This is a genomic window from Vibrio sp. Vb2880, assembly GCF_033337975.1.
Taxonomy (GTDB): domain Bacteria; phylum Pseudomonadota; class Gammaproteobacteria; order Enterobacterales; family Vibrionaceae; genus Vibrio; species Vibrio alginolyticus.
Window position 1 is genome coordinate 402885 of record NZ_JAWORT010000001.1, and the last position, 24416, is coordinate 427300.

Genomic DNA, 24416 nt, shown 5'->3' on the forward strand with positions numbered 1-24416 from the left:
TCGACAGGAATACAGCATGGCGAATTGGGAAGGAGTCAGCGAGTTTGTTGCCGTAGCGGAAACTAACAGCTTTACAGCTGCCGCGGCTAAACTGAAAACGTCAGTGGCACAAATCAGTCGCCGCGTATCGGCACTTGAAGAGCGCCTTGCGGTTAAGTTACTGCATCGCACGACGCGAAAAGTTTCTCTGTCTGAAGCTGGACAGCTTTATTATCAGCAGTGCAAACACTTGGTCGAAGGGCTAGAACTGGCTGAGCTTGCTGTAACGCAAATGCAAACCGAACCGCGAGGTTTGCTGCGTGTGACAGCGCCTGTGACCTATGGGGAAATGAACCTCGCACCGCTCTTGCATCAGTTTTTGGAGAAGTACCCGCGTGTGGATCTCGATTTAGTTCTGACCAATCAAAAACTGGATTTGATAGAGCAAGGGGTAGACGTGGCGATTCGTCTTGGCCGCCTGCAAGATTCCAGCATGATCGCAAAGCGTCTTTCGTCGCGTCAAAATTACGTGTGTGCTAGCCCTATGTATTTGGAGCGATTTGGCGAGCCTCACACATTATCCGAACTGGCTCGACATCAGTGCTTGGTTGGTTCGGTCGATTATTGGCATTTTAAGGAAAATAAACGCGATAAGTCTTTGCGCGTGTCGGGGAGGATTAAATGCAATAGTGGTTTTGCGCTAATGGGCGCCGCCAAACGTGGTTTGGGTTTAGTGCAGTTGCCGGACTATTACGTTCAAGAAGCCCTAGATAACGGTGAGCTAGTCGAGGTGCTGACCGATTACCGAGACGACCGTGAAGGCATTTGGGCACTGTATCCACAAAGCCGAAATTTATCGCCCAAAGTGAGGTTGTTGATCGACTTTTTAGCGCAGGAACTAGCGGATTAGAGTTTTCATGAACTTTAATACAACTGAAGTTGCTAAAACGCCCGGTGATGCCGGGCGTTTTTATTAGGATGAGAGCTGGAATCGAAAAGACATGAATCACTATTGGTTGGATTCCGCGTCTTCACGTTTAATCACTTTGTGCCCATCTTCAGATACGCCTTGCTTCCAATAGCTGCTGATGTAGATATTCTCGCGATCGACTTCTTTTTCGTTGCGGAAATATTGGCGCAGCGCACGCATTGAATCGAACTCACACGCACACCATACCGAAGCGTTACCATCTAACCATTCCAGTTCGCGAACGCTATCAGCCAAGGTTTGCTGTTCAGTTAGCCAAATCAACTCCATGCCTGCTGGCGCGTGTAGGGGTTGGATGTCGTCTGGAGACATCACGCTGATCACAGCGTAGCCTTTGGCCTCTTCTGGCAGCGTACGAATTTTCGCAGAAAGCGCTGGAAGTGCCGTCATATCGGCAGCCATGAAGAACCAATCCGCCTCCGTATTTAAGTTGGAGATGCTACCTGGCCCAACAATGCTGATCGTGTCGCCTTTTTGTGCGGCCATTGCCCAACGCGCTGCAAATCCGCATTGCAGATCTTGCGTTACGTGTCGGACGAAATCCACTTCGATTGAACTGGTTTCTGGATGAAAGCGTCGAATAGTGTAGGTGCGCATGATTGGTCGGTCGTCTTCTGACAGGATGCTCAGATCCGCGCCGCCCATATCGTTAAACAGTAATTTGATGTAACTGCCTTCGCAGTCACGAGGAAAGTGGCTCAGCGCCTCACCTTGCAAGGTAATGCGCTGCATGTTTGGAGTGATGGTTTCTGTGTCTGTGACAACAAGCGTTTTAGGTTGAGGCTTCTTTTTCATTGTTACTTTACTCGATAATTATTCTCTTTCTCATTTAAAGATTATCAAGTTCCCTAACAAGAGGGTAGCGTCTTTAAACAAATTTACACTGTGAATTAACGCCAAAGCCTCAAGAAAAATATTACCTCTATCCTTTCTCTAACCACGTAAAGTGAGTCGTTTTTTAACCATAAATGGACTTATATCATTGGAATCGTAGACAAAAGCAACAGCGCAGCCATACTGTAGTTGAACCCCTTAACGCGTTTATCGGTGGTCAACCAACGCTGCAATTGCATACCTGCCGCCGTCCAAAATGTCACCGATGGCAAGTTAGCTAAACAGAAGATACCGGCGATAAAAGTCAGTTCGAGCCAAGAACCGCCACTGGTGTATACCGTAATGGCCGTCAACGCCATCGACCAACCTTTTGGGTTCACCCATTGGAATGCGACAGCCCCTAAAAAAGACATCGGGCGAAAATCGTGTTTTGCTTCTGTTTTGTCGCTGGTGGCGATTTTGTACGTCAAGTACAGCAAATAACTCAAGCTCAATACTTTTAAAATCGAGTGGGTTAGCGGGTAGGCATGGAACAGGCTCATCAAGCCAATACCCACCAAAATTAGCATGGCACCAAAGCCGAAGGTAATGCCCAACATGTGTGGGATAGTGCGTTTAAAGCCGACATTGGCCCCTGAGGTCATCAACATAATGTTATTGGGACCCGGCGTAAAAGTGGAGACAAAAGCGAACAACGCCAAAGCGCCCAGTTGATGATATTCCATAGATTGTTCCTTGAATCAGTTCTCGATAAGTTGAGAACAACTATAAGTAGAACTGAGGTCAATATTGTGCTTTTATTTGATGATTAGAAACTAAATAAGCAATGAAACATCATCATGGATAGATTTGACGAAAGAATATTGCAAGTGCTCAAACGAGACGGAAGAATCTCCAATGTGGAGCTGTCGGAACGCGTTGGTTTATCTCCGTCTGCAACCTTACGCCGAGTGCAAGATTTAGAGCGTAAAGGCGTGATCAAAGGCTACCGAGCGGTACTGGATAATCAGCAACTTGGTGTGGGTTTTGTCGCTTATGTGTCGATTGGTTTGGCCTCGCACTCTAAGCAGGCACAGTTGGGTTTCGAAGAGCATGTGCGTTTTGTAAACGAGGTGGTGGAATGTCACAACATCACTGGTGCGAACGAGTATTTGCTGCGTGTGGAAACGCAAGATCTCGCCGCTTATAAAGCGTTTCACGCTGATGTGTTGGGTGAGTGCGAACACGTCAAGTCGATCACAACCATGGTGGTGATGGACACACCAAAAGACGAGCGCTAGCCAAACGAGAGTGACAGTTTTTGTGGCACACGAATTTGAAGTGACTCGAAAGAGTCAGTCGAGTATGAGAATGGTTCACAACAAATGCTGGAAAGCAGATGGCACTCTTACAATTTCCATATTTATTCTCACCTTCTAAATAATCCCATCCTGCTAGTTTTGCTTAAACCGCTTGTGTTTCAGAGCGGCGAGTCAGCAAAATTAAGGATGAACGATGAAATCACATGTAACACTTCCTCTTTTGAGCTTAAGCGCTGTTGCCGCATTGAGCTCATTTAACGTCAACGCCCATGGCTGGGTAGAGTTTCCAAGTGCTCGTCAAAATACGTGTTATTTAGACGGTGGCTTTTGGACCAACGAGATCCCTAACCAAGCGTGTAAAGCGGCTTTTGAAGAATCTGGCGCGTATCCGTTTGTGCAACGCAGCGAAATCGCGGCGAACGTACCAAATTACCGAGATATGGAGCATGTGAAAGCCGTGGTTCGCGACGGTGAACTGTGTTCTGCCGGCGATGCGGCTAAGAAAGGCTTGAACATTCCTTCTCCAAACTGGCAGCGCACCAATGTTACGCCAGATGCAAACAACCAGATTGAATTGGTGTTTTACGGCAAAGCGCCGCACAACCCATCGTACTGGGAATTCTATCTCACCAAGCCAACTTATGATGATTCAAAGCCTCTTACTTGGAGTGATTTAGAGCTGATCGACACCGCAGGTGATGTGTATGTTGATGCGGAAAAACGCTACCGTATTCAGGTGACTTTCCCTGCTGATCGTTCGGGCGATGCGGTACTTTACACTCGTTGGCAGCGTATTGATGTCGCTGGGGAAGGTTTCTACAACTGTAGTGACATTACGTTAAACGGAACAGGCACGACGCCACCGACTGACCCTGTTGATCCAACCGAACCGGGCAATAATCTGACATCTCTAGGCTACTTTGTTCAGCAAGGTTTCGGACCAGTAGAAGCGGGTGACACCATCCGTTTCCGTACGTTTAATGCGACAGGCAATGAAATTGTCGATATTTCACTGCCAATCAGCGCAAACAATACGACGACTTGGGCGGCAGAAATTGCGGATCAATTTAACGCGCAGCAAACGGGCGATTGGTACGTGGGCATTTGGCATCAAGAGATGAACCACTACATGTTCGATAGTAACAACGTGAATGCGAACCAAGTATTAGCGCCAAGCGCAGACTTCAGTTATGCGTTGTCACTGATCAAAGCGGATGTAACGCCACCAGTTGAACCAACCAACTTGTGGGACAAGACGGCCGTATACAACCAAGGTGATGTGGTGACGCACAACGGCAAAGAATGGACTGCCCAGTGGTGGACGTCTGGTGAGGAACCAGGCACAACGGGTCAATGGGGGGTATGGCGTTAAGCCAGTTATTCGGGCCCTGATCAATAAAACCCTTCTCATGTGAGAAGGGTTTGTTTTTTTAGCCTAAAACGATCACTTTGGTCGAGTGGTTGTCTTGAAAATCAGAGCACATATCGTTATTCGCTTGCTCTCCACTCGCTCCAGTTGAGCATCGCGTAGTCTGCCAGTTTGAGCATCGGAATGTCTTCGTGTGTATCACCGTAGGCATAAACAGACGCAAACTCGTCGAGCGAAAACGCCGCCTTCACGCGCGAGACTTTTCTTTCTAAACTGCAATCACCTTGCTGGTAAAAGCCACTCAGTTTTGGCTGCTCTGAGATCAGTTCACTGCACAGCAAGTGGTAACCGTTCGCTTCACACCAAGGCTTGAGATACGCATTGAGTGATGCCGACACCACCACAATGGTATCGCCTCTGTGTTGATGCCACGCCAACCTTTCCATCGCTTCTGGCCGTAAGTACAGCGGGATCACTTCATGGGCAAACTGAGCGCCAATCGCTTCAATTTTCTGCGTTTCTTTCCCTGAAAATGCAATAAAACTGCTGAGAGGGCGCATAACACGAGCGGGTAACACTCCGAGTTTGTACAGCGCATAAAATGGCATGATAGCGACCTTTCCTATTCGTTTGCGCAGGCCATAAGCAGAATAGTGGAGGAAAAGGCTAAACATATCCTCTCGGGTGATGGTGCCATCAAAATCAAACAGTGCCAGTGACGGCTTAGTAGTATCGAGCAAATTCAGCGCCTATTTTTTGGTTTAAGATCGTTTTGTGTTTATTGATAAAACACCGCCAACCAGATGGTTTCTTGCGTTGGGTCAGTCCAGCTCACTTTGTGTTTGGTATGAGCTGGAATCGTAACGTGATCGCCTGCCTCAAGTCGTTGCACTACATCTGATTCAAAAGTCAGCTCTCCAGCTCCTTTAAGAACCAAGACCCATTCATGTTCTTCTTGATCGTACCAGTCACTTTCGGGCGAGGTTTGCCCCGTTGAGACAATGCGTTCTATACGCAGGTTTTTGTGGGTCAGCAGGTCTTCGAACACTTCCTCGTCGAGGTTATTCGGTAAGTCTTTAAACAGGTTCATGGCCTTTCCTTAGAGAATGATCAGTCCAAAAGGCGCAAGCAATTGCTCTTGTTGCCAATCACAAATTTTAACACCAAACAGAGAAACGCGGCGAACATCCAGCCCGTCTAGTTCGACATGAGTCAGATCACATTGCTCAACGTTAAAGGTTCCCCATTGTTCTGGCGAGAATTCGCAGCGAGATAAATCCGAGCCTTTGAGAGTTGCCCCTGCGAGGTTCGCACCGTTCCAACGGTTTTCAAAGAGGTCACATTTTTCTAGTAACACTCGCTCGAAGTTACAGTAGGTGAGGTTGCAGCCAGTAATAAAAGCAGAACAGAAAAACATGGTGTTACTGACGCGATTAGCAAAGTTCGCACCTTGGAAGTTTGCCCCTTTGAGATCGCACTTACGTAGCTCCAAGCCCATACAATTTGCGCCGTTAAACAGGCTCATCGCCAACATGCAGTTCGTAAAGCTAGCGTCTTTTAAGTTCGCGAAGCGAAAACTACACCCTTCTAGCGCTTTGGATTCGATAAAGCGACAGTCGATGAACTTAGCATCGCGCAGATCGGCATGGTCGAAACAGCACATATAAAAGTGGCAGTTTTTAAAGGTAGCATTCTGAAAATCGTGATGAGAAAAGTTTTCTCGTTCAAAAATGAGATCGGTTTTTAACATGTCTTCTCCTTAGCTGCGAGCAGACTAGCACTCCAAGTGACTGATTTTCCAGAAAAATAACTTCTTGTATTTCAGTGCTTTACAAACCCCTCAAATCGCGATTTTAAGGGGGCAAACGAGCGTTTTAAGTGGGTTGTTTTTTGAAAATAGAAGACGTAGAGGACGAAAAAAGTTTTTGCTGGCTACGAGCCTTAACGAGAGGATTCGCATTTATGGGTATGCATGGCAACTCACACGCACAGTTTGCATTACAGAATTGTATCCTATTTGCATAATTTGTTGATCAATATGGCGTTTCTCCATACAAAAAACCTATATTTTTCACAAATTGATTTCCATCAAAATAGTAGGGTTTCTATGTGCTAGATTGCGCACAGCTCAAAAAGATATAGATACCCGTGTGCTTCAAGGCGCTGAGTTTACTTGAAATCTCAGATCAGTTAGCAGGCACCCCTTTGGGTACGACATAACGAAGCCCTACGAAAGGAAATAAAAATGAAAAAAACAATCTGCAGTCTAGCAGTGGTTGCTGCACTCGTGTCACCAAGTGTTTTCGCTCATAAACAAGGTGACTTCGTTCTTCGTGTTGGTGCGGCGTCTGTCGTTCCAAACGACAGCAGCGATAAGATTCTTGGTTCTCAAGAAGAATTGAAAGTGGATTCAAATACGCAGCTTGGTTTGACGTTTGGCTACATGTTTACAGACAACATCAGTTTAGAGCTTCTAGCAGCAACACCATTCAGCCACGATATTTCAACAGACTTGTTAGGTCTTGGTGATATCGCGGACACCAAACACCTTCCACCAACGCTTATGGTGCAGTACTACTTTGGCGAGCCACAAAGTAAGTTCCGTCCATACGTGGGTGCAGGTCTCAACTACACCATGTTCTTTGATGAGGGCTTCAATAGCACGGGTAAAGGCGCTGGTCTTTCAGATCTTAAGTTGGATGACTCATTCGGTCTAGCAGCGAATATTGGTGTGGACTACATGATCAACGATCAATGGTTCCTCAACGCTGCTGCGTGGTACGCAAACATTGAAACAGAAGCAACTTACAAAGCAGGTGGAGAGAAGCAAAAAACCGACGTCAAAATTAACCCTTGGGTATTTATGATCAGCGGCGGTTACAAGTTCTAAGAAAAACCAGTAGTTACACGCACATTACTATTATTGGCATGACTTTGGGGGCGGTTACGGGGACTGCCCCTCTTTTTTATCCTCGTTTTGATTGCACATCATTTACTCCACTTAGCAACATGCAAAATTGGATCTTTACCTTGCAGATCATTTTATTGTCGGAAGATCGAAAAGTCCTACACTGATCACATAATTGAACAAGTGGACAATATAAATGAGCGACGACATCGCAAAGCATTCCTCCTCCAGATCTAAGCTGGTAAAAACTCTTTTCTTTACTCTCTGTGTTATCGCATTTGGTGCGATGTATTGGTCTTGGCAGTATTCAGACAGTCACCCAAGCACGGAAGATGCCTACGTTAGGGCAAAAATTTTGTCGGTAGCGCCTCAGGTAAAAGGCCAAGTGGTTTCCGCGGATGTCAAAGACTTCCAATCTGTTAACAAAGGTGACCTACTGCTGAAGATAGATTCACGCCCATATTTGTTGGCAGTGAAGCAAGCAAAAGCGGCATACCAATTGGCGGTCCAGCAACATGATGTTGCCGATAAGCAGGTAACTGAAGCTGTTGCGGGCTTAGATGCGGCGCGCTCTAACCTGATAGAAGCGCAAGTGGAGTACAAACGTACGGATTCCTTGGTGAAACGCAAACTGGCGTCGAACCAAGATTTAGATACGGCAAAAAACAAACTAGCCAATGCCCAAGCGAGCCTGGAGCAAGCGCGCGCGACGGTAGAAAAAGCCATTGCGAACCGTGGTGAAGAAGGCGCAGAGGCTGCGGTTGTTCAACAAGCGGGAGCACAGTTAGCGCAAGCAGAGCTGAACTTGAGCTACACCGACATTACGTCACCAGTGGATGGCATTGCCGGTGAGATCAATACGCACGTAGGCTCGGTCGTTAGCGTGGGTCAAACGTTGTTCCCTGTGATTTTAAAAGACAGCTATTGGGTACGCGCGAACTTTAAAGAAACCGATCTTACTCATATTAAACCTGGCATGCATGCGGATGTGGTGATTGATATGTACCCAGACGTGGTGTGGAAAGCAACGGTAGAACAACTATCGCCTGCGAGTGGTACATCGTTCTCCTTGATGCCACCAGAAAACGCAACGGGTAACTGGGTTAAAATCAAACAGCGTTTCCCTGTACGTTTGGCATTAGAAGTACCGGCCGATGCGCCGCAACTTCGCGTGGGTGCGAGCTCAGAAGTCACCATTGATTTGCAAAGTAGCGTGCAATGAGCCATCAAATTACGGCAGACAAACGGGGGATTGCCACCGTCGCCGTGATGCTTTCTGCCATCATGGTGTTAATCGATATGACCGTTGCGAACGTGTCGCTATCGCACATGATGGGCGCGTTGGGCGCAACGGCAGACCAAATTACGTGGGTGTTGACGGGTTACAGCATGGCGGAAGCGATCTTCATTCCGATGACCAGTTTCTGGGTGTCGCGTTTTGGTGAACGCAAAGTCATGTTGGTTGCTGTGATCGGTTTTGTGATTGCCAGTGCGCTTTGTGGGCAAGCACAGTCTCTTGAAGAGATGGTGCTATTTCGCATTATCCAAGGCGCTTTCGGCGCGTCGGTGATTCCATTGGCGCAGTCGACGTTAGTGCAGATTTATCCGTATGAGCAAAAAGGCAAAGCGATGGCGATTTTCTCCATCGGCATTTTGCTTGGTCCTATTTTGGGCCCAGTTGTGGGTGGTGTGATCACCGACAACATTAACTGGCGCTGGATTTTTTACATCAACTTGCCATTCGGTTTGATCTGTACCTCTTTGATTTATCGCTATATCCATATCGACAACAAATCCAAACCTAACTTTGACTGGTGGATCATCGGTTACATGGCGTTAGGTGTGGGCGCGTTGCAGTTTGTGTTGGATAAAGGGAATGAAGACGACTGGCTCGACTCACGTATGATTCAGACGGCGATATTGCTCGCAGTCATGGGATTGGTGATGTGGATCTATCGCAGTTGGAAAACCAAAAGTCCAATAGCGCCATTGTGGCTGCTGAAAGACCGAAACCTTATGGTCTCGTCATTGATGATTGCCGTGGTGTCGATGGCGATGTTTGGCCTGACGACTCAACAACCAATGCTGTTGGAAAGCTTGCTGGATTATCCGGTCTCAACCACTGGTTTATTAATGGCACCGCGTGGGTTGGCGTCAGCGGCGATGTTGATTTTGGTGATTAAGCTCAATCCGCAATTCGATCCCAGAATCAAAATAGTCTTTGGTTTAAGCTGCATCGGGATTGGTAGCTATTTGATGACGCAGTACTCACTGCAGATCGATACATTTTGGATTGTGATGCCGAGTATGATTCAGGGGATGGGGCTTGGTTTAACCTTCTCGACGCTATCCACCTTGGCGTATTTAACGATTCCGAAAGAGCAATCTGTTGCGGCGGCGAGTATTTACAATCTGTTCCGTACCATTGGTAGCTCGTTTGGTATTTCTATCGCCACCACGTTCCAATATCGTGATAGTCAGCAGCAATGGCATGCGCTGGGAGAGGGTATTAATCCTTATAATCCTAACTTGCATGACTGGGCGGCCAATCAGGGGCTTTCTATTACCGACCCGGTTGCGTTAGACCAATACCAACAGATGTTGCAGCAGCAATCGCAAATGGTCGCGTTTGTGCACACCTTCCAGCTTGTGGGAGTGATGTTCGTGATCATGATGCCGATGCTGGTTTTCATTCGGTCGCGTGAATAACATGAAGTTCCGGTGAATAGTGTAAGAGAACGCCTCTCAAGTTGTGTCAGCTTGAGAGGCGTTTTTTATTGGACAGTGCCAGTGAAAGAAGGACGTTTACTCAAATGTCACTTCGTCAAAATGCGGATTGGTTTTGAGCGCGCGCATTGCGACTAATTGTTCAGTCGGGAAGGCGGTGTGCTCACCATCCATATCTAAAAACAAGCACTCTTGTCGCTGCATGTCGTAGCCTGTGTCGAACGCGTTGCCCTGATGAGTTTCACCATTTTTTAGTGTGATCTCGATAGGGAGCTTAAACATACAGGCGATTTCAATAAAATCGTATTGGCTGCAAGTCACCATAGCTTTCTCCTTTCAAACCGACGCAGTATTCAGAAGGTTTGAGAACCGCTTCCTTAATATAGAAAACGTTTGATTGAAACTGAATCTTCATCTTACACCTCATTTTGGTCACGAAATAGACATACACGCACGTTTTAATAAACCTACTGTTGAGCGTTCGCAAGCGAGACAAAACTACGATATGTCTGAAACGATACTTAAGCGCACATACCTAACGAGTGAACAAAAGACACAAAAGACACAAAAGCCAAGTTCACTGATTTCCCCTCAAACCTACCATGCGCAGTTGGCGCACCGTGTTCACCACTCGCCTCAATTTGAAAACGGCCGCGTTAAAAACGAGATGCCAAATATCCCTAGCCCGCAATCATTCTGGCAGGTGTGTTGGAGCTATCTTGGTGGTAGAACGCCATTGAGTCCTAACGAACATCTGCCACATTTCCCAATTCAACCTACGCAGTTTGCGCAGAGAAGTGAATCGATGCGCGTTACTTGGCTGGGCCATTCCACCATGCTGGTGGAGGTCGATGGCATTCGAATTCTGACTGATCCGGTATTTGATTACGCTTCTCCGTTCATCGCAAAAGCGTGGTTTGAACGCAATATTCCCAATACCCATGCCAGAGATTGTTTGCCGATTCCTGAAATTATCGTGATTTCGCACGATCATTACGACCATTTAGAAGCATCGACCATACGTTTCTACGCCGATAAACCCGTGACGTTTTATGTACCCTTAGGGGTTGGCAAGCATCTGATAAAGTGGGGCGTTTGCGCAGACAACATCGTGGAATTAGATTGGTGGGATAGCGTGCACTATGCCGGAATCGAACTGATTTGTACGCCTGCTAACCATAATTCGGGTCGTACTTATTTCGATAAAAACTCGACCCTGTGGGCTTCTTGGGTCATCAAAGGCAAAGAAGAGACGCTCTATTTTAGTGGCGATTCAGCTTACGATTCGCACTTTTCCGAGATCGCACTGCGATGTGGACCAATCGACATTGCCTGTTTGGAAGTGGCTGCTGATGTGAAAGGCCAAGGTTATCCGGTCGAAAACTGGGGGCACATGCAGGCTCATCATACCGTGCAAGCGTTTCACGATTTAAATGCGAAAAAACTGTTGCCAGTACATTGGGCTACATACGAGCTATTTACTCACCGCTGGGACGAACCGATTTTAGATTTGCTTGCCCATTGTCAAAAAGAACACATAACGCTGCTGACGCCAATGCCGGGGGAGAGTTTTTACGTTCATCAAGAACATATAAATAAACAGTGGTGGCGAGAAAAAGAAATATGTGAGCCAGCTAGAATTTTGACTTAATAATATGATCTTACTTCAATAATTATTTTAGAAATTAACCTTGTTATTTTCAGAATATAACAAGGTTTTTTACTCGCTTACTCATCAATCACTTGAGGTTTTAACTCGACGACATTTCCTTCCGGATCATGTATATAGAGTGATCTACCGAACCCTTGTGCGCCATACCGCTTCGCAAACTCTTCGGTTTCAATGCCGCGCGCACGCAGATATTCCAGTAATTCATCCTCGGAAAAAGGCGCCAATTGCAGGCAAAAATGGTCAATATTACGACCATTTTGAACTGGTGGCTTACCGCCGAGTTGGCCCAATTCGCTGTCTACCGTCACTACATCAATCAATGCGTTACCTGCCCTAAGTTGAGTTAAACCAAGTTCCGTTACTTCGCGTTCGACAGGGCAGCCCAAAATGTCTCGATAGAAATGCAACATAGCATCGAGGTTACAGGTCCTTAAAACAACATGATCAAGCGCTTTGATGGCGATTGGATTTTTGGTGGGCATGCTTCACTCCTTTTTGCATTGTGTTGAGGTAAGTATAAAGTGACCTTAAAAGTGGTGAGAGAAATGATCAAATTCCAGATGTTTTTTTGCTAGAGCGAGTGCAGAAACACTGCAACTCAAAGCAAACAAAAAAGGCTAGCGTATTGCTAGCCTTTTGGAATATGGATGGGGCTATTACTCGTAATCAGAAGCGTAAGTTTCTTCGTAAGTGTGTGAGTAAAGCTCGAATAGGTTGCCGAATGGGTCTTCTAGGTAAACCATTTTCGCAGGCTTATTATCGTCTTCTGGGTGGTAACGCATGATGTCCATGCGAACTTTGCCACCTAGTGCTTCGGTGCGTTTGATAGCACCTTCAAAATCGTCTGTCTGCAAACAGAAATGGAAGATACCGATGCGAGAAAAATCCACTTCATGGCGCTCTTGACGCTCTTTCATTTCGAATAATTCAAGGCCGATGCCATCACTTGTCACAAGGTGCGCAATGTTGAAGCCTTTAAAGCCTTCCCCAAAGACCGCAATACACATTCTGCCAATTGCCGTTTCGCGTTCTTCAATCACTTTCGTGTTGCCCATAACGACTTTTAGACCTAGCGCTTGCGTGTAAAACTCAACCGCTTTGTCCATATCTCCGACCATAATACCGACATGATTCATTTTCATTTGTTTGCTCCCAACATGTGTGTTTGAACGTTGTCTTGTTTCGATGTGGGAGAGTATATGGCGTGACATTGATTACATTAAATTATCATAAATTATAAAAATGATAATTTTATTTAATGACGTGCGTATTGGGATTGATTTAGTGAGCTAAGGCCTCAACAGCTTGCCTCACCGAGGTGAAATGAATCTTGATAATGCACCGTTGCGCGAGGCTGAATTCATGCGATTGGATTAATGACGTAACTTCTTCTACGGACAGCGTTCGTTCTTTTGGATGTAAAAGAGTGGTGTTCGAACCATTGTTTTTCAATTCAAACGTGTTGCCATTTGAGTCGATAACGTAATCATCTTGCCCAAAAATGAGGGCTTCGCATTCAGAGTCTAAGTCGGACTGGGAATGCGTGTAGATCAGCTCATCGTCGCCGTCTAGTTTTAGCAAGCATGGCCAGCATACTGCGTGGTCTCTCATGGTTAACTCATTATTCATTGTTATTTAGAAACTTGACCCAGGTTGTTGCAAAAACGCTAACTCTTCGGGAGTGCTCTCTCTTCCCAGTATTGCATTGCGATGAGGATAGCGCCCAAACTGGTCGATGATGGCTTTGTGTTTTAGCTCAAAATCGTAGTTATTTTCAAGCCCTGATGTGCGGAACAATTTTTCAGCTTCGACATGAATGAGGCGAGATTCGCTGTGCATAAACGGCATGTACAAAAAACTTAGCTGCTCAGGCGCTAATTCTTTGTCGTGACCTAACCGAATTGCCTCTTGAGCCAATGCTAATGCGAGTGGGTCTTGTGCAAACGCTTTTGGGGTGTTGCGATACACATTACGTGAAAACTGGTCGAGGACGATGATTTCGGCCAATCGTCCTTGTGTGCTGTCACGCCAATTAAACAGTTCACAACGAGCCGCTTGTTCTAATACCGAGGCAAATCGCGATGTAATACGCTTGTCCAGTTCTGGGTTGTTTTCAAACCAATTTTGGGGCGATAGCTCCTCGAACCAAAATTTGATGACTTCTTGGTACATGGATCTTCCTTCCTATTGCATTAGCTAAAGAATAAAAAGCCAGAAGGCGAGCTCCTGGCTTTCTGCGTGTTATCGACCGTAAGTCTCTACGATGTAATGTTCAAAATCGTCACACATTTGTTCGTCAGAGATGGAGTTGCTTGCCAGCTCTTTACTGCCGTCGACGACTTTAATCGCGGCGTTCAGTGAAGCGACTGATGCTCGCTCTCGCGTCGCAAGTGAGTCGATTTTCTTCTGCTGCACTTCCCATGCCTGTTCTGGCGACAGGTTACACACGTCTGCAAGGTATTTGGCATTGAAGCCTTCGCCAGTCAGGCTGACAATGGTTTCGTTGTGCGACAAGTGATTGCCTGCGTGCCAGTAGTGTTTTGCCAGCAGTGGGCCAATTTCTGGGTTATCCGTCAGGTAACCAAACTTCTCAAGGAAGTATGCACGGGTCTGATACACCGCCATGTGCGCGAGTAGATAACCTTGATACGCACAAGCTGCTTCGTCGGATAGCAAATGTGGAATCGCCATCAGTGGGCGAGGGCTGCATTCCAAACCAAGGATCTGTTTTTCACAATCGCGAGCCAGCTTAGTGATGCGCTCTGGCGTTAACTCGTCATCGCTCAGTTGATACAACGCGCGCTCAAAATATGGCACAACCAAGATGCTACGTTCTTCATAAGCTTTGAATGGCTGACGACTGTTGATCATCGCTTGAATGATTTCATCAGGAACCGGATTCCCTTCATCATCCAGTGCGTATTGTTTTAGCCAATCGGCATCGGTTAACAGGCTGTCACAGAACATCGACTGAGTTTCTGCATAAGCCATTGACGTCGGCGCAAACTCCTGCGAGAAACAAGGCGCGTTCATTTTTACGTTCGCAAAGTGTGCTGCGTGGCCGCCTTCGTGGAACAGCGTGTTAATGCCATCGTAGCCGCTGCCCACTTGGTCTGGTTTGGCATTACTGGTGAAGTTCACCTGCGCTGCGACCCATTCGCCTTGATTATAGAAAGAAGGGATAGGGCCGTGGCAGAACCCATTCGGGTACTTACCTTTGCGATCTAGTAAATCCAGCGTTAGCGTCGCGCCAGAGTAATCAATATTTAGGCGACCAAATGATTCTACCCAGCGTCTCAGAGATTTTGAGAACGGCACGTATGGGTCAAGGTCACGCATAACGTTACCCGCGAATGAGTAAACAAAGTTGTAGCCTGCTAGTGCGCTTGCGCCTTTCTCTTTCGCCAAGTTTTCTAAGCTGTTTAGGTGCGCATCTCGCGTGCGTTGTTCGAAATCTTCCAAAATCTCGAATAGCTGCTCAGTGCTCATCTTTTCCGTTTTTTGCACGGAGTAATCAAAGAAAGTCGCATAACCCAGTGAGCGAGCGAACTGGTTGCGCAGTTTGATCAGTTCAATAAAGCCGTTTTGCAGTAGCCATTGTTCAAGGTTCAGCAACGCTTGATGAGCCGATTGGCGAACTTCTTCATGATTGCTGGTGCGAATGGTTGAGTTTAATACTGGAAGTGAACCTTCTACTTGCTCGCCGTTCTCATCGGTAAATGTTTGTACGTGGTTCTGTTTTTTCTCGAAGAGCTCAGCTTCAAAGGCAATGAGCTGATTTTTCAACGCTTGTGCTTTTTCGCCCTCGATAGCGTGAGATTCAAACATCGCCAGCCAACCAGATAGACCCGTAATGGTTTGTTGTTTCTCTTGTGGGTCGGTAATTGAGTCCGCGGCTTCAAGCTGTTGTTTGATGGCAGTAATTTGCTCGGCGTTGCTTAAAAAGCTTGTCCATGCCGTTTGTGCTTGCGTCGAGCCATCATGGTCATCGCTGATCCCCATGTAAGTTTCCCAAAAGAAATCTTCTTTGGTGCGGTGAATCGCAAGGTAACGTTGATTGAGGTCGTTGAGATAATCCGTTGCGGTCATTTTGATCCTTCAAATGGTTTCGTTATGTAGACAGTTGATTATTGCACGCTTGGTCGCGAGAAAGGAACGCTAATCTCATTTGTCGATTTTGCATCGCGTAAAGGTGATTTTACTATTTGTTTACATTTGGGTGAGTTAATAGGAGTTATGAGCTTGCAGTGTTAAGACTGGTATGGAGTTTACAGTTTATTAAGTAATTAATCTGCGGTGCGCTATCGATGATCCTTATCAGGTGTAATAAGATTTCCATATCGTGGCGATACAGTTGGAAACGATATGATAAATAAGACAAAAGTTACGTTATTGGCGGTAGGTACGATTTTAGTTGGATGTTCCACAGTCGCGCCACCAAGAAATGATGCGGTTGAAAGCATTCAACAAAAGTGTTCTGTGATTTTAAGCAATGATGTTGCGGGCGATCAGCGCTGGCAGACGTACAACGGCTTGCTTGTAGAATATGCCGTGCATGGCGTTAAGAGTCAGGCGCAACTGGAACGTTTTGAAGCGTTTGTGCAGAGCGTGCAAGATGATGAGTCTGGACAGTTAGTTACAGAGTTGATTGAGGTCACCGACTGGGGATGCTCAAACGGCAACTATCTTGAAGAGATGAGCTTGTTTATTCAAGAAGTTCAGAAGTAAAAAACCGAGCGTTAAGTCGCTCGGCTTTTCTGTTTGTGGAACGCTTTTGTACGCTGGTTAGTCAGGACGTTTACTCCTCTGGATACTCGCCCATACCTTGCGTTTTACCTTCCGCTTTCCAATGCTCTCCAGGGGCAAATGCTTCATCGCATAAATCTACGGTGTAGCCCATTTCTGTGATTTCCTTCAAAGTGAGGTTATCAGCAATATTTGCAACTTCCCCCGATTTATTCCGTAACTCCATGTTGATCTCTCCTCTGTAGGTAGACGAGTGGCATCAATGCACAGTGAAGAATGCATTGGTAACCTTTGTTCTAAGTATATAACCCGCTGCTAAAAATGAAGGTTTAATCCACTTTTTAAATATGGGTAATTGGATAATGCTTTGAGCTGCTTCCGTTATTTAGAACCGCAGCATCGCGATAGTTTGCCATTTGTGATTTATTGAGTGATTAAACGGTCAATTTGGAAACTCGAAATGGTGATTCTCGACCACGCTTTAGCACAACAAATTGTTGATCGAACCATGTCCATCATTGGTCACAATGTGAATGTGATGAACTCGGCAGGCATCATCATTGGCAGTGGCGACCCTAAACGTGTTGGGCAAGTGCATGATGGCGCGGTACTGGCGCTGAATCATGGCGATTCGCTAGAGCTTAATGAGCAGCAATGTTTGACGTTGCAGGGTGTCAAACCCGGTATCAATATGTTGTTGAAATTACATGGTGACGTGGTCGGTATTGTTGGTGTCACAGGCGAGCCGGAGAAAATCCGAGATTTTGCCAAACTGGTTAAAATGACCGCTGAATTGACAATCGAGCAAGCCGCGCTGGTGGAAAAATTTCAGTGGGACAGACGTCATCGCGAAGAGTTTATTCTGGCTTGGATCAATGGGAAATTGACCGATGAAGAGCTGAAAGATTGGGCGATGCGTCTTTCTATCGATGTTACTCAACCACGGGTGGCAACGGTGATTGAAGTCTCGACGCCGTCGGCCTCAAAAAGCATGAAGAGTGTGCGCAATATTGTTGAACTGCTTGAATACCCAGAGCGTAACAACCTAGTTGCGATTGTCTCGGTGAATGAAATTGTGGTGTTGAAACCGTGTCATTCCGCCAAGCAGTGGGATAGCCAAGTTGAAAGTGAGCGCATTGATAAGTTGATGTCGCGTTTAAGCGATCACGATTCGCATACGTTTCACATTGCGCTAGGGCAGCTGTTTAATGAGCCTAAAGATGTCGCGTTGTCATACCAAAGCGCGAAGCAGGTATTAGCCATTGGCAAGCAGTTCTACCCAGAGAAACGTAAGTACCTGTTCGATGAACTTCGTTTGCCTGTTTTGTTAGCGCCGTTGGCGGATATTTGGCAAGGTGAACAAATTATTGATGGTGTGAAACGGTTGAAAGAGAAAGACAAATCTGGGCAATTATTGAAAACCCTAGATGCACTGTTTGAATGCAATGGCAATGTAACAGAATGCTCTAAAATGCTGTTTATTCACCGGAACACTCTGCGCTATCGGTTAGAGAAAATCACCGAGATAACAGGGCTACCAACAACCAATTTTGTGGGGTTAGCGGAGCTTTATATTGCGACTCGGCTCTCAAAAATGTCGTGATGTTGTGCATTTGCACAATACGCGTTATTTTTTGACCACATCATTTGTCACTCCGCCTAAAGGAATTCGAAAGCAAACGATTAATAATTCATGCGTCCCTACATGTTGAGTGAGCCAACACGGACTCGCTCAGCAAAATAAGAATAAATGGAGTTATCATGAACCTTATATTAATCCTGCTTGGGGTGATCGCATTTATTGTGCTCACGACCACCAAATTCAAATTACATCCCTTTTTAGCGCTGATCATCGCGGCGTTCCTTGCGGCATTTGCTTACGGCTTACCGGCAGATAGCATTGCCAAAACCATTGCTTCTGGCTTTGGCGGTATCCTTGGTTACATTGGTTTGGTTATCGTTTTAGGTACCATCATTGGTGTTATTTTGGAAAAAAGTGGTGCGGCGATCACCATGGCCGATACGGTCATCAAAGTGTTGGGTGAGCGTTTCCCAACATTGACCATGAGTATCATCGGTTACATCGTTTCTGTTCCAGTATTTTGTGATTCAGGCTTTGTCATTCTGAACTCGCTCAAAGAATCACTCGCGAAGCGTTTAAAAACCTCAAGCGTTGCGATGAGTGTGGCGTTGGCAACTGGCCTATACGCAACGCACACGTTTGTGCCGCCAACTCCTGGACCGATTGCCGCTGCGGGTAACTTAGGCCTGGAATCTAACCTTGGTTTAGTGATTGGTGTGGGTGTGTTTGTTGCAGCGGTTGCGGCGCTAGCGGGGATGTTGTGGGCGAACCGATTCCAACATGTTGAACCAGATGGCATTGAAGCCGCAGAAGAAATTCAGCAAGACTGGCAAGCACTCAAAGCGTCTTACGGCAAATTGCCAACGGCGAGCCAAGCATTCGCTCCTATTTTTGTTCCTATCTTATTGATCTGTTTTGGCTCTATCGCGAAATTCCCAAGCCTACCGCTGGGCGAAGGTTTTGTGTTTGATGTTCTGACTTTCTTAGGGCAGCCACTAACGGCATTGGTGATTGGCCTGTTCCTTTCTGTTCGCCTACTCAAATCAGACAACAAGATTGAAGAATTTGGCGAGCGAATCAGCCAAGGTATTACGGCTGCTGCGCCTATTCTTTTGATTACTGGTGCTGGTGGCGCATTTGGCGCCGTATTAAAAGCCACGCCGCTAGGTGAATACTTAGGTACGACGCTATCGGCGCTGGGCGTGGGTATTTTCATGCCATTTATCGTTGCGGCTGCGCTAAAGTCGGCGCAAGGTTCATCAACGGTTGCATTGGTGACCACATCGGCTTTGGTTGCGCCTATGCTTACGCAATTGGGGCTCGATTCAGAAATGGGCCGCGTATTAACGGTGATGGCGATCGGCGCTGGTGCGATGACGGTTTCTCATGCAAACGACAGTTTCTTCTGGGTAGTTTCGCAGTTTAGCCGCATGTCGGTGGGCTTAGCGTACCGCGCGCAAACCATGGCTACGCTCGTTCAAGGTGTCACGGCAATGGCATTGGTGTACATTTTGAGCCTCGTTCTCTTATAAGTCTCTGGAAATACGTATGAAAGTGGTAATTGCACCTGATTCATTTAAAGAAAGCTTAACCGCCAAACAAGTGAGCGAGGCGATCAAAACGGGTCTTGTTCGCGTATGGCATGATGCTGAGTTTGTTACGGTTCCGGTCGCAGACGGTGGCGAAGGCACGGTTCAATCTTTGATAGATGCAACTCAAGGCGAACAAGTCTTCACAACGGTGACCGCGCCATTAGGGAATGATGTTGAAGCGTTTTATGGCATCCTCGGCGACGGCGAAACCGCGGTTATTGAAATGGCGGAGGCCAGTGGGCTACACCTTGTGCCGAGTGACGCTCGCGACCCAAAACTGACCAGTAGCATTGGTACCGGACAGCTGATCAAACACGCGCTAGACAGAGGCATTCAACGTTTAATCATTGGTTTGGGCGGCAGCGCTACCAATGATGGTGGCGTGGGCATGTTGACCGCGTTGGGGGTGGCGTTTCTTGATGAATCTGGTCATGCAATTACCCCAAATGGAGGCGGGTTAGCGGCGCTTGCGTCCATCGATATTTCTGGTCTTGACCCTCGTTTAGCAACTTGCGAAGTGTTGGTAGCGTGCGATGTTGATAACCCACTCTGTGGTGACAAAGGCGCGTCGGCTATCTTTGGCCCGCAAAAGGGAGCGACCGTATCAGACGTTACTCTGCTCGATAACGCATTGCGCAAGTTTGGCGAGTTGACGGAACAAGCGACGGGTAAGCATGTACTGACTCGTGAAGGGGCGGGTGCTGCTGGTGGTATGGGCGCGGCCTTGCTCGGGTACACGCCAGCACGTTTGCAACCGGGAATTGAGATTGTGCTTGAAACGGTCAAACTTGCTCAGCATGTTGCGGATGCGGATATCGTATTTACAGGCGAGGGTCGAATCGATCATCAAACCGCACATGGCAAAACGCCGATGGGCGTTGCTCAGGTCGCCAAGCAGTGTAATTTACCAGTCATTGCATTAGCAGGCTGTGTGGGCGACAACTATCAGGCGGTTTATGAGTGCGGCATTGATGCGGTGTTTGCTTGTGTACCAAGGGCGATGAGCTTACCTGAGGCCATGAAAGAGGCCGACGTCAACGTTGCTAACTTAGCCGAAAACGTCGCGAGAATGTGGCAAATTAAGTCGCACTGAAGGCGATGACGATATGAAAAACTCCACCTTTGCGTGGAGTTTTTTGTTGTTACGTGTTTGCGTGTGTAGGCATAAGTTCATTTAGCAAGAGCGAGTTAACAGGCATGCTTTGCTATCAATTTTGCCAGTGTTTGCATCGCTTGACTCCAATCGGTTTCATGACCAAAGTTTGCCACGCTGAGGCGTACGCAATGCCGATATTGCCCTTGAGTGCCAAATACGGTGCCGGGAAGTAGGCTGATTCTGTGCTTATTGCATGCTTGATACAACGCATAGCTGTCCGTGTCTTCGGGCAGTCGCAACCAAAGTAAGAACGAGCCTTGTACGGCGTTGATCTGGTATCGATTTTTTAGAGGTTCGTATTCATCCAAGTATTGATGAAGCATCTGGATAAATCGTCGCATGTTGTTTTGATAAACCCGACCCATTCGCGCAGTATGTGTTCGATACTTGCCTGACGTTAGAAACGTTGCCACGGCGGATTGCATCAGGTTCAAACTGCCCATGTTCTCACACAGTAGATATTGTTCAATTTGGTCTCGATATCGCCCCGCCAACATCCAACCAATTCTCAAACGCGAATCGAGCGTTTTGGATAACGAATTCACGTAAATTACGCGTTGCTTGTCATCGAGCAATCTCAAGCTTGGCAACGGCTTATAATAACTTAACCCGCCAAACACATCGTCTTCGATAATAGGAATATTGCCGGACGCCAATAGTAATTGTTGACGCTTTTCTAGCGGCATCATGGCACCAGTTGGATTGGTGAAGTTTGGCGTTACGATGATCGCTTTTATGTCCCATGTCGCCATTGCTTTTGCTAAGGCTTCGGGGCACATACCGTCGCGTGGGCAACTCGGAATTTCCACCACTTTGAGGCCGAGTGATTCTAGCATCAATAAGTTGCCAAAATAGCAAGGGGACTCCACCGCGACGATATCGCCTTTTTGTGTCGTTGCGCGCAGCGCTAGGCTAATGGCTTGTTGCGCGCCGTGCGTCACCATGATCTCATCCAACTTGGCTGGCGTGCCCAAATCTTGTGTGATTTTCGCCAGTTGTTTGATTAAGAGGTGATCACCGGGTGGTAATTGGTAATGGCTCGGTACATGCGTTTGCTGGCGGCTGTGGCGGCCGATCTCGGCGTACAAGCTTTTGATCGCGGGGGAGTCAATGTTTGGGTGGGCAGAACCGGTAGGCAAACGCTCTTGGTATTCAGGATAAGTAAGGATTTCTTTGCAGATCGAGAGCAAATCCACGCGAGTCGGATCCGGAATCGAGCGAGAGGTCGGCAAAGCGACTTTAACTCGATAACCCGATTTGGGAACCGAGTACACCAAGTTTTGTGCTTCCAGCTCTTGATACGCACGAATCACGGTATTTTTACTGACGTTTAATTCTTGGCTCAACGAGCGAATGGAGGGCAGTCGATCATCCGCCTGATAAACGCCACCACTGATGGCTTGTTTGAGGTGTTTTTCCACCACGAGGTACTTATTCCCTTCACCGCTTCCCAATAAATCTGTACCCATAAAAACACTTCCATCTGTCACTTTTTGAAAACACTGTACCTAATTACATTAGCAGTATCTTAAAACATAAAACAAGCGTGAGTGAGGCGATCATGTTAATCCGAGCCATCCCTTTTGTATTTGTCATCCTTTGGGCTTCTGGATTCGTTGGTGCGCGTTTTGGTTTGCAATATGCCGAGCCAGCGACACTACTTTCTATCCGTATGGCATTCAATGTCTTATTGTTTTTGGTTCTTGTGGCGGTATTGCGTAGAAGGTTGCCGACAGGAAAAGATTTTTGGCACAGCTGTGTGGTTGGTGCGTTGATCCACGGTTTCTATCTGGGCGGTACTTATTTCGCTATCGCCTTGGGTATGCCTGCGGGGTTGAGTTCGTTGCTGGTGGGTATTCAACCGATTTTAACCGCGGCTTTGCTGGTGGCGTTTGTTCGTGAGGAGTTTAAGCCCTCGCAATGGCTGGGTTTGGCTCTTGGTTTTGTCGGTATCGCTATGGTGTTGATGGGCAAAATGGAGTGGCAATCCGAGCAGCATAAAGTGTTGGCCATTGGTTTGTGTTTGTTGGCTTTGGTTGGTATCACGCTAGGGACACTTTATCAGAAAAAACATTGCCAAAAAGTGGATATGGTGGGTGGTGCGACGGTGCAATATTTGGCCGCGCTCGTCATGTTTCTGCCCGTTGCGATGCAGTTTGAAACCATGCAAGTGCAGTGGGAACTGGAGTTTATTTTGACCGTGTTGTGGTTGGTCGTCGTGCTCTCTTGTGTAGCTATTCTACTGCTGCTGTACATGGTTAAGAACGGTGCTGCATCGAGCGTAGCTTCTGTATTCTACCTGGTGCCGCCAACGACGGCGATTCAGGCTTGGCTCGCGTTTGGAGAGTCATTTGATTGGATGGGGATTTCTGGTTTCGTACTGGCAGCTACGGCGGTGTATTTGGTGGTTAAAAAGCCGGATCTGACGATAAAGAAATCGATTCAAACAGAATATACCTAAATTGGGTAGGGACATTTGCGTATCAGTGGGTACAATCTGCTTCATCTTAATCCGTGGAGCAGAATGATGAAGGTAAAGCCAGATCGAATGACCGCCATGCGTAGCATCATCGAGCAAGTAAAAGCGGAACTACCAATTTATGAACCAGAAACGTTTGTATGTGGACCAGAAGGGCAGTGCATTGGCTGTCCGAAGAAATTGTTGGAAATGGTCGATTCAGAAGTCACTTATTGGGAGTCAGCCATGGAGCGCGGCATTGTTCCGCAGTTCGATGAGATTCGTCGTTTTGGCAAAATGTGCACGAATGTTCGTCGTGGTCTGGTGCGAAATAATGTGCCTTTACTCAGTAACTAGAGAGTAAAAACCGTCTAATATCTGACACATAGCGTCGTTTTGTTACACTGCTCTTTGGCTGCTGTTCTCAAGTTTGAGTGGTGTTTGTCTCTTCTTACCCCTTAAGCCTTTAATCGTAAGAAATTGGCGATATATTGGCTCGGTCTCACATGGATGTGGGGCTATTGTCTTGGGCTAGTTGAGATAAGAAACGTGAAATCAAAGGGATTTACGCTGATGGAAATCACCATAGTGCTTACCACTTTGGCTTTCATCGCATTAGCTGCTTTACCAGTATTACTCGATATTCATCGCCAAGCATACGCTGCGATGCTGCACAGTTCTCAGTCTTCTTTGGGTACGGCTCTCAAATTCTTTCATGCTCAATCAGTGATTGATAACGCTTACGGCCAAGAGCACGTTCACTACATTGACCGACATGTCAAAACACGCAAAGGCATGCCAGAAGCGAGTGCCGATAGTATTCGAGCTTTGTTAGAAATCGATCTACCAGCCAGAGGTTATTCGAAAATTGACGTGCCGTGCAAAGGCAGTGATTTTTGCATCATCGGTCAGCAGCACCCAAACAGTGCTCATTTTGTCGCTATTCCTGATTATCAGTTCTTAGATAAATCGGGTGTTGATCGCGTGGTGTACATTTGGCCGCAAGGTTACACACTGGCAGAAGAGGCATGCTATTTCTACTACGTGAATCAAGCCTCTAACGATTCAATTGTTCGAGGGCATGTGACGCAAGGGTGTTAACCC

General features: G+C 46.8%; 27 protein-coding genes. 14 read left to right on the forward strand and 13 right to left on the reverse strand.

What is annotated here, in order from left to right; genetic code table 11:
* The first annotated feature begins 16 nt into the window (after window positions 1-16).
* Window positions 17-889 (forward strand): LysR family transcriptional regulator, encoded by an 873-nt coding sequence (locus R7M92_RS01765; protein ID WP_017633836.1) that lies wholly within the window; start codon window positions 17-19, stop codon window positions 887-889.
* A gap of 99 nt (window positions 890-988) precedes the next feature.
* Here R7M92_RS01765 and R7M92_RS01770 read toward each other — a convergent pair whose 3' ends face one another.
* The gene (locus R7M92_RS01770; protein WP_213969204.1) at window positions 989-1762 is read right to left on the reverse strand and encodes a siderophore-interacting protein; all 774 of its coding nucleotides are present in this window, start codon (window positions 1760-1762) and stop codon (window positions 989-991) included.
* Between the two features lie 179 nt (window positions 1763-1941).
* The gene (locus tag R7M92_RS01775) at window positions 1942-2526 is read right to left on the reverse strand and encodes a LysE family translocator (protein ID WP_005482872.1); all 585 of its coding nucleotides are present in this window, start codon (window positions 2524-2526) and stop codon (window positions 1942-1944) included.
* A gap of 114 nt (window positions 2527-2640) precedes the next feature.
* Here R7M92_RS01775 and R7M92_RS01780 point away from each other — a divergent pair, with 114 nt between their 5' ends.
* Together R7M92_RS01780 and R7M92_RS01785 are read left to right on the forward strand one after the other, a co-directional pair.
* Window positions 2641-3081: an Lrp/AsnC family transcriptional regulator gene (locus R7M92_RS01780; protein ID WP_005482841.1), complete on the forward strand. Its 441-nt coding sequence runs from the start codon at window positions 2641-2643 to the stop codon at window positions 3079-3081.
* A 214-nt stretch (window positions 3082-3295) separates the two neighbouring features.
* The gene (locus R7M92_RS01785) at window positions 3296-4474 is read left to right on the forward strand and encodes a lytic polysaccharide monooxygenase (RefSeq protein WP_130545289.1); all 1179 of its coding nucleotides are present in this window, start codon (window positions 3296-3298) and stop codon (window positions 4472-4474) included.
* A gap of 116 nt (window positions 4475-4590) precedes the next feature.
* Here R7M92_RS01785 and R7M92_RS01790 read toward each other — a convergent pair whose 3' ends face one another.
* Genes R7M92_RS01790 through R7M92_RS01800 form a run of 3 tightly spaced genes read right to left on the reverse strand, consistent with a single transcriptional unit; the run spans window position 4591 to window position 6221 of the window.
* A complete protein-coding gene (locus tag R7M92_RS01790; protein ID WP_206949207.1) occupies window positions 4591-5211 on the reverse strand; it encodes an HAD-IB family hydrolase in 621 nt (206 codons plus the stop codon).
* A gap of 38 nt (window positions 5212-5249) precedes the next feature.
* Window positions 5250-5561 (reverse strand): cupin domain-containing protein, encoded by a 312-nt coding sequence (locus tag R7M92_RS01795; protein WP_213886357.1) that lies wholly within the window; start codon window positions 5559-5561, stop codon window positions 5250-5252.
* A gap of 9 nt (window positions 5562-5570) precedes the next feature.
* Complete coding sequence (locus tag R7M92_RS01800; protein WP_005374358.1) at window positions 5571-6221, reverse strand: Qnr family pentapeptide repeat protein; 651 nt, start codon at window positions 6219-6221, stop codon at window positions 5571-5573.
* 495 nt (window positions 6222-6716) lie between these two features.
* Between R7M92_RS01800 and ompW the strand changes: the two genes are divergently transcribed.
* From ompW to R7M92_RS01815, 3 genes are all read left to right on the forward strand, one after another.
* Window positions 6717-7361: an outer membrane protein OmpW gene (ompW, locus tag R7M92_RS01805; protein ID WP_064354457.1), complete on the forward strand. Its 645-nt coding sequence runs from the start codon at window positions 6717-6719 to the stop codon at window positions 7359-7361.
* 214 nt (window positions 7362-7575) lie between these two features.
* A complete protein-coding gene (locus R7M92_RS01810) occupies window positions 7576-8601 on the forward strand; it encodes an HlyD family secretion protein (protein ID WP_064354458.1) in 1026 nt (341 codons plus the stop codon).
* Window positions 8598-10088: an MDR family MFS transporter gene (locus R7M92_RS01815; protein ID WP_005383288.1), complete on the forward strand. Its 1491-nt coding sequence runs from the start codon at window positions 8598-8600 to the stop codon at window positions 10086-10088. Before R7M92_RS01810 ends, R7M92_RS01815 begins: the two co-directional genes overlap by 4 nt.
* A gap of 96 nt (window positions 10089-10184) precedes the next feature.
* Here the strand turns inward: R7M92_RS01815 and R7M92_RS01820 are convergent, their stop codons facing one another.
* Window positions 10185-10430 carry a Rho-binding antiterminator gene (locus R7M92_RS01820; RefSeq protein WP_005374351.1) on the reverse strand — a complete coding sequence of 82 codons (246 nt, stop codon included), beginning with the start codon at window positions 10428-10430 and terminating at the stop codon, window positions 10185-10187.
* A 181-nt stretch (window positions 10431-10611) separates the two neighbouring features.
* Between R7M92_RS01820 and R7M92_RS01825 the strand changes: the two genes are divergently transcribed.
* Window positions 10612-11757, forward strand: coding sequence for an MBL fold metallo-hydrolase (locus R7M92_RS01825; RefSeq protein WP_318132573.1), 1146 nt, complete (start codon window positions 10612-10614; stop codon window positions 11755-11757).
* Between the two features lie 77 nt (window positions 11758-11834).
* Here R7M92_RS01825 and R7M92_RS01830 read toward each other — a convergent pair whose 3' ends face one another.
* The 5 genes from R7M92_RS01830 to R7M92_RS01850 all read right to left on the reverse strand — a co-directional run bounded on the left by R7M92_RS01830 (window position 11835) and on the right by R7M92_RS01850 (window position 15867).
* Window positions 11835-12260, reverse strand: a complete 426-nt coding sequence (locus tag R7M92_RS01830; RefSeq protein WP_017634369.1) for a VOC family protein — start codon at window positions 12258-12260, stop codon at window positions 11835-11837.
* A 174-nt stretch (window positions 12261-12434) separates the two neighbouring features.
* Window positions 12435-12920 (reverse strand): VOC family protein, encoded by a 486-nt coding sequence (locus R7M92_RS01835; RefSeq protein WP_005374344.1) that lies wholly within the window; start codon window positions 12918-12920, stop codon window positions 12435-12437.
* Window positions 12921-13059: 139 nt separating this feature from the next.
* Window positions 13060-13389 carry a DUF4144 domain-containing protein gene (locus R7M92_RS01840; RefSeq protein ID WP_033907198.1) on the reverse strand — a complete coding sequence of 110 codons (330 nt, stop codon included), beginning with the start codon at window positions 13387-13389 and terminating at the stop codon, window positions 13060-13062.
* Window positions 13390-13413: 24 nt separating this feature from the next.
* A complete protein-coding gene (locus R7M92_RS01845) occupies window positions 13414-13950 on the reverse strand; it encodes a DUF924 family protein (protein ID WP_318132555.1) in 537 nt (178 codons plus the stop codon).
* A gap of 69 nt (window positions 13951-14019) precedes the next feature.
* The gene (locus tag R7M92_RS01850) at window positions 14020-15867 is read right to left on the reverse strand and encodes a M3 family metallopeptidase (RefSeq protein ID WP_318132556.1); all 1848 of its coding nucleotides are present in this window, start codon (window positions 15865-15867) and stop codon (window positions 14020-14022) included.
* 276 nt (window positions 15868-16143) lie between these two features.
* On the opposite strand from R7M92_RS01850, the gene R7M92_RS01855 reads away from it, so the two are divergent.
* A complete protein-coding gene (locus R7M92_RS01855) occupies window positions 16144-16506 on the forward strand; it encodes a hypothetical protein (RefSeq protein ID WP_318132557.1) in 363 nt (120 codons plus the stop codon).
* A gap of 70 nt (window positions 16507-16576) precedes the next feature.
* Here the strand turns inward: R7M92_RS01855 and R7M92_RS01860 are convergent, their stop codons facing one another.
* On the reverse strand, window positions 16577-16750 hold the full coding sequence (locus tag R7M92_RS01860) for a hypothetical protein (protein ID WP_005374332.1): 174 nt from the start codon (window positions 16748-16750) through the stop codon (window positions 16577-16579).
* A gap of 234 nt (window positions 16751-16984) precedes the next feature.
* On the opposite strand from R7M92_RS01860, the gene R7M92_RS01865 reads away from it, so the two are divergent.
* The 3 genes from R7M92_RS01865 (at window position 16985) to R7M92_RS01875 (ending at window position 20791) form a co-directional block, all read left to right on the forward strand.
* Window positions 16985-18127 carry a sugar diacid recognition domain-containing protein gene (locus R7M92_RS01865; RefSeq protein ID WP_005374330.1) on the forward strand — a complete coding sequence of 381 codons (1143 nt, stop codon included), beginning with the start codon at window positions 16985-16987 and terminating at the stop codon, window positions 18125-18127.
* 158 nt (window positions 18128-18285) lie between these two features.
* A complete protein-coding gene (locus R7M92_RS01870) occupies window positions 18286-19638 on the forward strand; it encodes a GntP family permease (protein WP_017634362.1) in 1353 nt (450 codons plus the stop codon).
* 16 nt (window positions 19639-19654) lie between these two features.
* On the forward strand, window positions 19655-20791 hold the full coding sequence (locus R7M92_RS01875; protein WP_258473835.1) for a glycerate kinase: 1137 nt from the start codon (window positions 19655-19657) through the stop codon (window positions 20789-20791).
* 95 nt (window positions 20792-20886) lie between these two features.
* Here the strand turns inward: R7M92_RS01875 and R7M92_RS01880 are convergent, their stop codons facing one another.
* Window positions 20887-22323: a PLP-dependent aminotransferase family protein gene (locus R7M92_RS01880; RefSeq protein ID WP_318132558.1), complete on the reverse strand. Its 1437-nt coding sequence runs from the start codon at window positions 22321-22323 to the stop codon at window positions 20887-20889.
* 92 nt (window positions 22324-22415) lie between these two features.
* On the opposite strand from R7M92_RS01880, the gene R7M92_RS01885 reads away from it, so the two are divergent.
* The 3 genes from R7M92_RS01885 (at window position 22416) to R7M92_RS01895 (ending at window position 24413) form a co-directional block, all read left to right on the forward strand.
* Complete coding sequence (locus tag R7M92_RS01885; protein ID WP_138939344.1) at window positions 22416-23315, forward strand: DMT family transporter; 900 nt, start codon at window positions 22416-22418, stop codon at window positions 23313-23315.
* A gap of 66 nt (window positions 23316-23381) precedes the next feature.
* Window positions 23382-23669: a hypothetical protein gene (locus R7M92_RS01890; RefSeq protein ID WP_005374318.1), complete on the forward strand. Its 288-nt coding sequence runs from the start codon at window positions 23382-23384 to the stop codon at window positions 23667-23669.
* A 153-nt stretch (window positions 23670-23822) separates the two neighbouring features.
* On the forward strand, window positions 23823-24413 hold the full coding sequence (locus R7M92_RS01895) for a type II secretion system protein (RefSeq protein WP_225455765.1): 591 nt from the start codon (window positions 23823-23825) through the stop codon (window positions 24411-24413).
* Window positions 24414-24416: the final 3 nt, after the last annotated feature.

Bases quoted from the DNA above. Each gene is read 5' to 3' on its own strand.
- R7M92_RS01830 (WP_017634369.1), bottom strand. From the start codon at position 12,260: ATGCCCACCAAAAATCCAATCGCCATCAAAGCGCTTGATCATGTTGTT.
- R7M92_RS01820 (WP_005374351.1), bottom strand. From the start codon at position 10,430: ATGGTGACTTGCAGCCAATACGATTTTATTGAAATCGCCTGTATGTTT.
- R7M92_RS01860 (WP_005374332.1), bottom strand. From the start codon at position 16,750: ATGGAGTTACGGAATAAATCGGGGGAAGTTGCAAATATTGCTGATAAC.
- R7M92_RS01825 (WP_318132573.1), top strand. From the start codon at position 10,612: ATGTCTGAAACGATACTTAAGCGCACATACCTAACGAGTGAACAAAAG.
- R7M92_RS01815 (WP_005383288.1), top strand. From the start codon at position 8,598: ATGAGCCATCAAATTACGGCAGACAAACGGGGGATTGCCACCGTCGCC.
- R7M92_RS01865 (WP_005374330.1), top strand. From the start codon at position 16,985: ATGGTGATTCTCGACCACGCTTTAGCACAACAAATTGTTGATCGAACC.
- R7M92_RS01780 (WP_005482841.1), top strand. From the start codon at position 2,641: ATGGATAGATTTGACGAAAGAATATTGCAAGTGCTCAAACGAGACGGA.
- R7M92_RS01775 (WP_005482872.1), bottom strand. From the start codon at position 2,526: ATGGAATATCATCAACTGGGCGCTTTGGCGTTGTTCGCTTTTGTCTCC.
- R7M92_RS01800 (WP_005374358.1), bottom strand. From the start codon at position 6,221: ATGTTAAAAACCGATCTCATTTTTGAACGAGAAAACTTTTCTCATCAC.
- R7M92_RS01765 (WP_017633836.1), top strand. From the start codon at position 17: ATGGCGAATTGGGAAGGAGTCAGCGAGTTTGTTGCCGTAGCGGAAACT.
- R7M92_RS01870 (WP_017634362.1), top strand. From the start codon at position 18,286: ATGAACCTTATATTAATCCTGCTTGGGGTGATCGCATTTATTGTGCTC.
- R7M92_RS01810 (WP_064354458.1), top strand. From the start codon at position 7,576: ATGAGCGACGACATCGCAAAGCATTCCTCCTCCAGATCTAAGCTGGTA.
- R7M92_RS01890 (WP_005374318.1), top strand. From the start codon at position 23,382: ATGAAGGTAAAGCCAGATCGAATGACCGCCATGCGTAGCATCATCGAG.
- R7M92_RS01845 (WP_318132555.1), bottom strand. From the start codon at position 13,950: ATGTACCAAGAAGTCATCAAATTTTGGTTCGAGGAGCTATCGCCCCAA.
- R7M92_RS01875 (WP_258473835.1), top strand. From the start codon at position 19,655: ATGAAAGTGGTAATTGCACCTGATTCATTTAAAGAAAGCTTAACCGCC.
- R7M92_RS01840 (WP_033907198.1), bottom strand. From the start codon at position 13,389: ATGAGAGACCACGCAGTATGCTGGCCATGCTTGCTAAAACTAGACGGC.
- R7M92_RS01895 (WP_225455765.1), top strand. From the start codon at position 23,823: ATGTGGGGCTATTGTCTTGGGCTAGTTGAGATAAGAAACGTGAAATCA.
- ompW (WP_064354457.1), top strand. From the start codon at position 6,717: ATGAAAAAAACAATCTGCAGTCTAGCAGTGGTTGCTGCACTCGTGTCA.
- R7M92_RS01880 (WP_318132558.1), bottom strand. From the start codon at position 22,323: ATGGGTACAGATTTATTGGGAAGCGGTGAAGGGAATAAGTACCTCGTG.
- R7M92_RS01835 (WP_005374344.1), bottom strand. From the start codon at position 12,920: ATGAAAATGAATCATGTCGGTATTATGGTCGGAGATATGGACAAAGCG.
- R7M92_RS01770 (WP_213969204.1), bottom strand. From the start codon at position 1,762: ATGAAAAAGAAGCCTCAACCTAAAACGCTTGTTGTCACAGACACAGAA.
- R7M92_RS01855 (WP_318132557.1), top strand. From the start codon at position 16,144: ATGATAAATAAGACAAAAGTTACGTTATTGGCGGTAGGTACGATTTTA.
- R7M92_RS01850 (WP_318132556.1), bottom strand. From the start codon at position 15,867: ATGACCGCAACGGATTATCTCAACGACCTCAATCAACGTTACCTTGCG.
- R7M92_RS01885 (WP_138939344.1), top strand. From the start codon at position 22,416: ATGTTAATCCGAGCCATCCCTTTTGTATTTGTCATCCTTTGGGCTTCT.
- R7M92_RS01795 (WP_213886357.1), bottom strand. From the start codon at position 5,561: ATGAACCTGTTTAAAGACTTACCGAATAACCTCGACGAGGAAGTGTTC.
- R7M92_RS01785 (WP_130545289.1), top strand. From the start codon at position 3,296: ATGAAATCACATGTAACACTTCCTCTTTTGAGCTTAAGCGCTGTTGCC.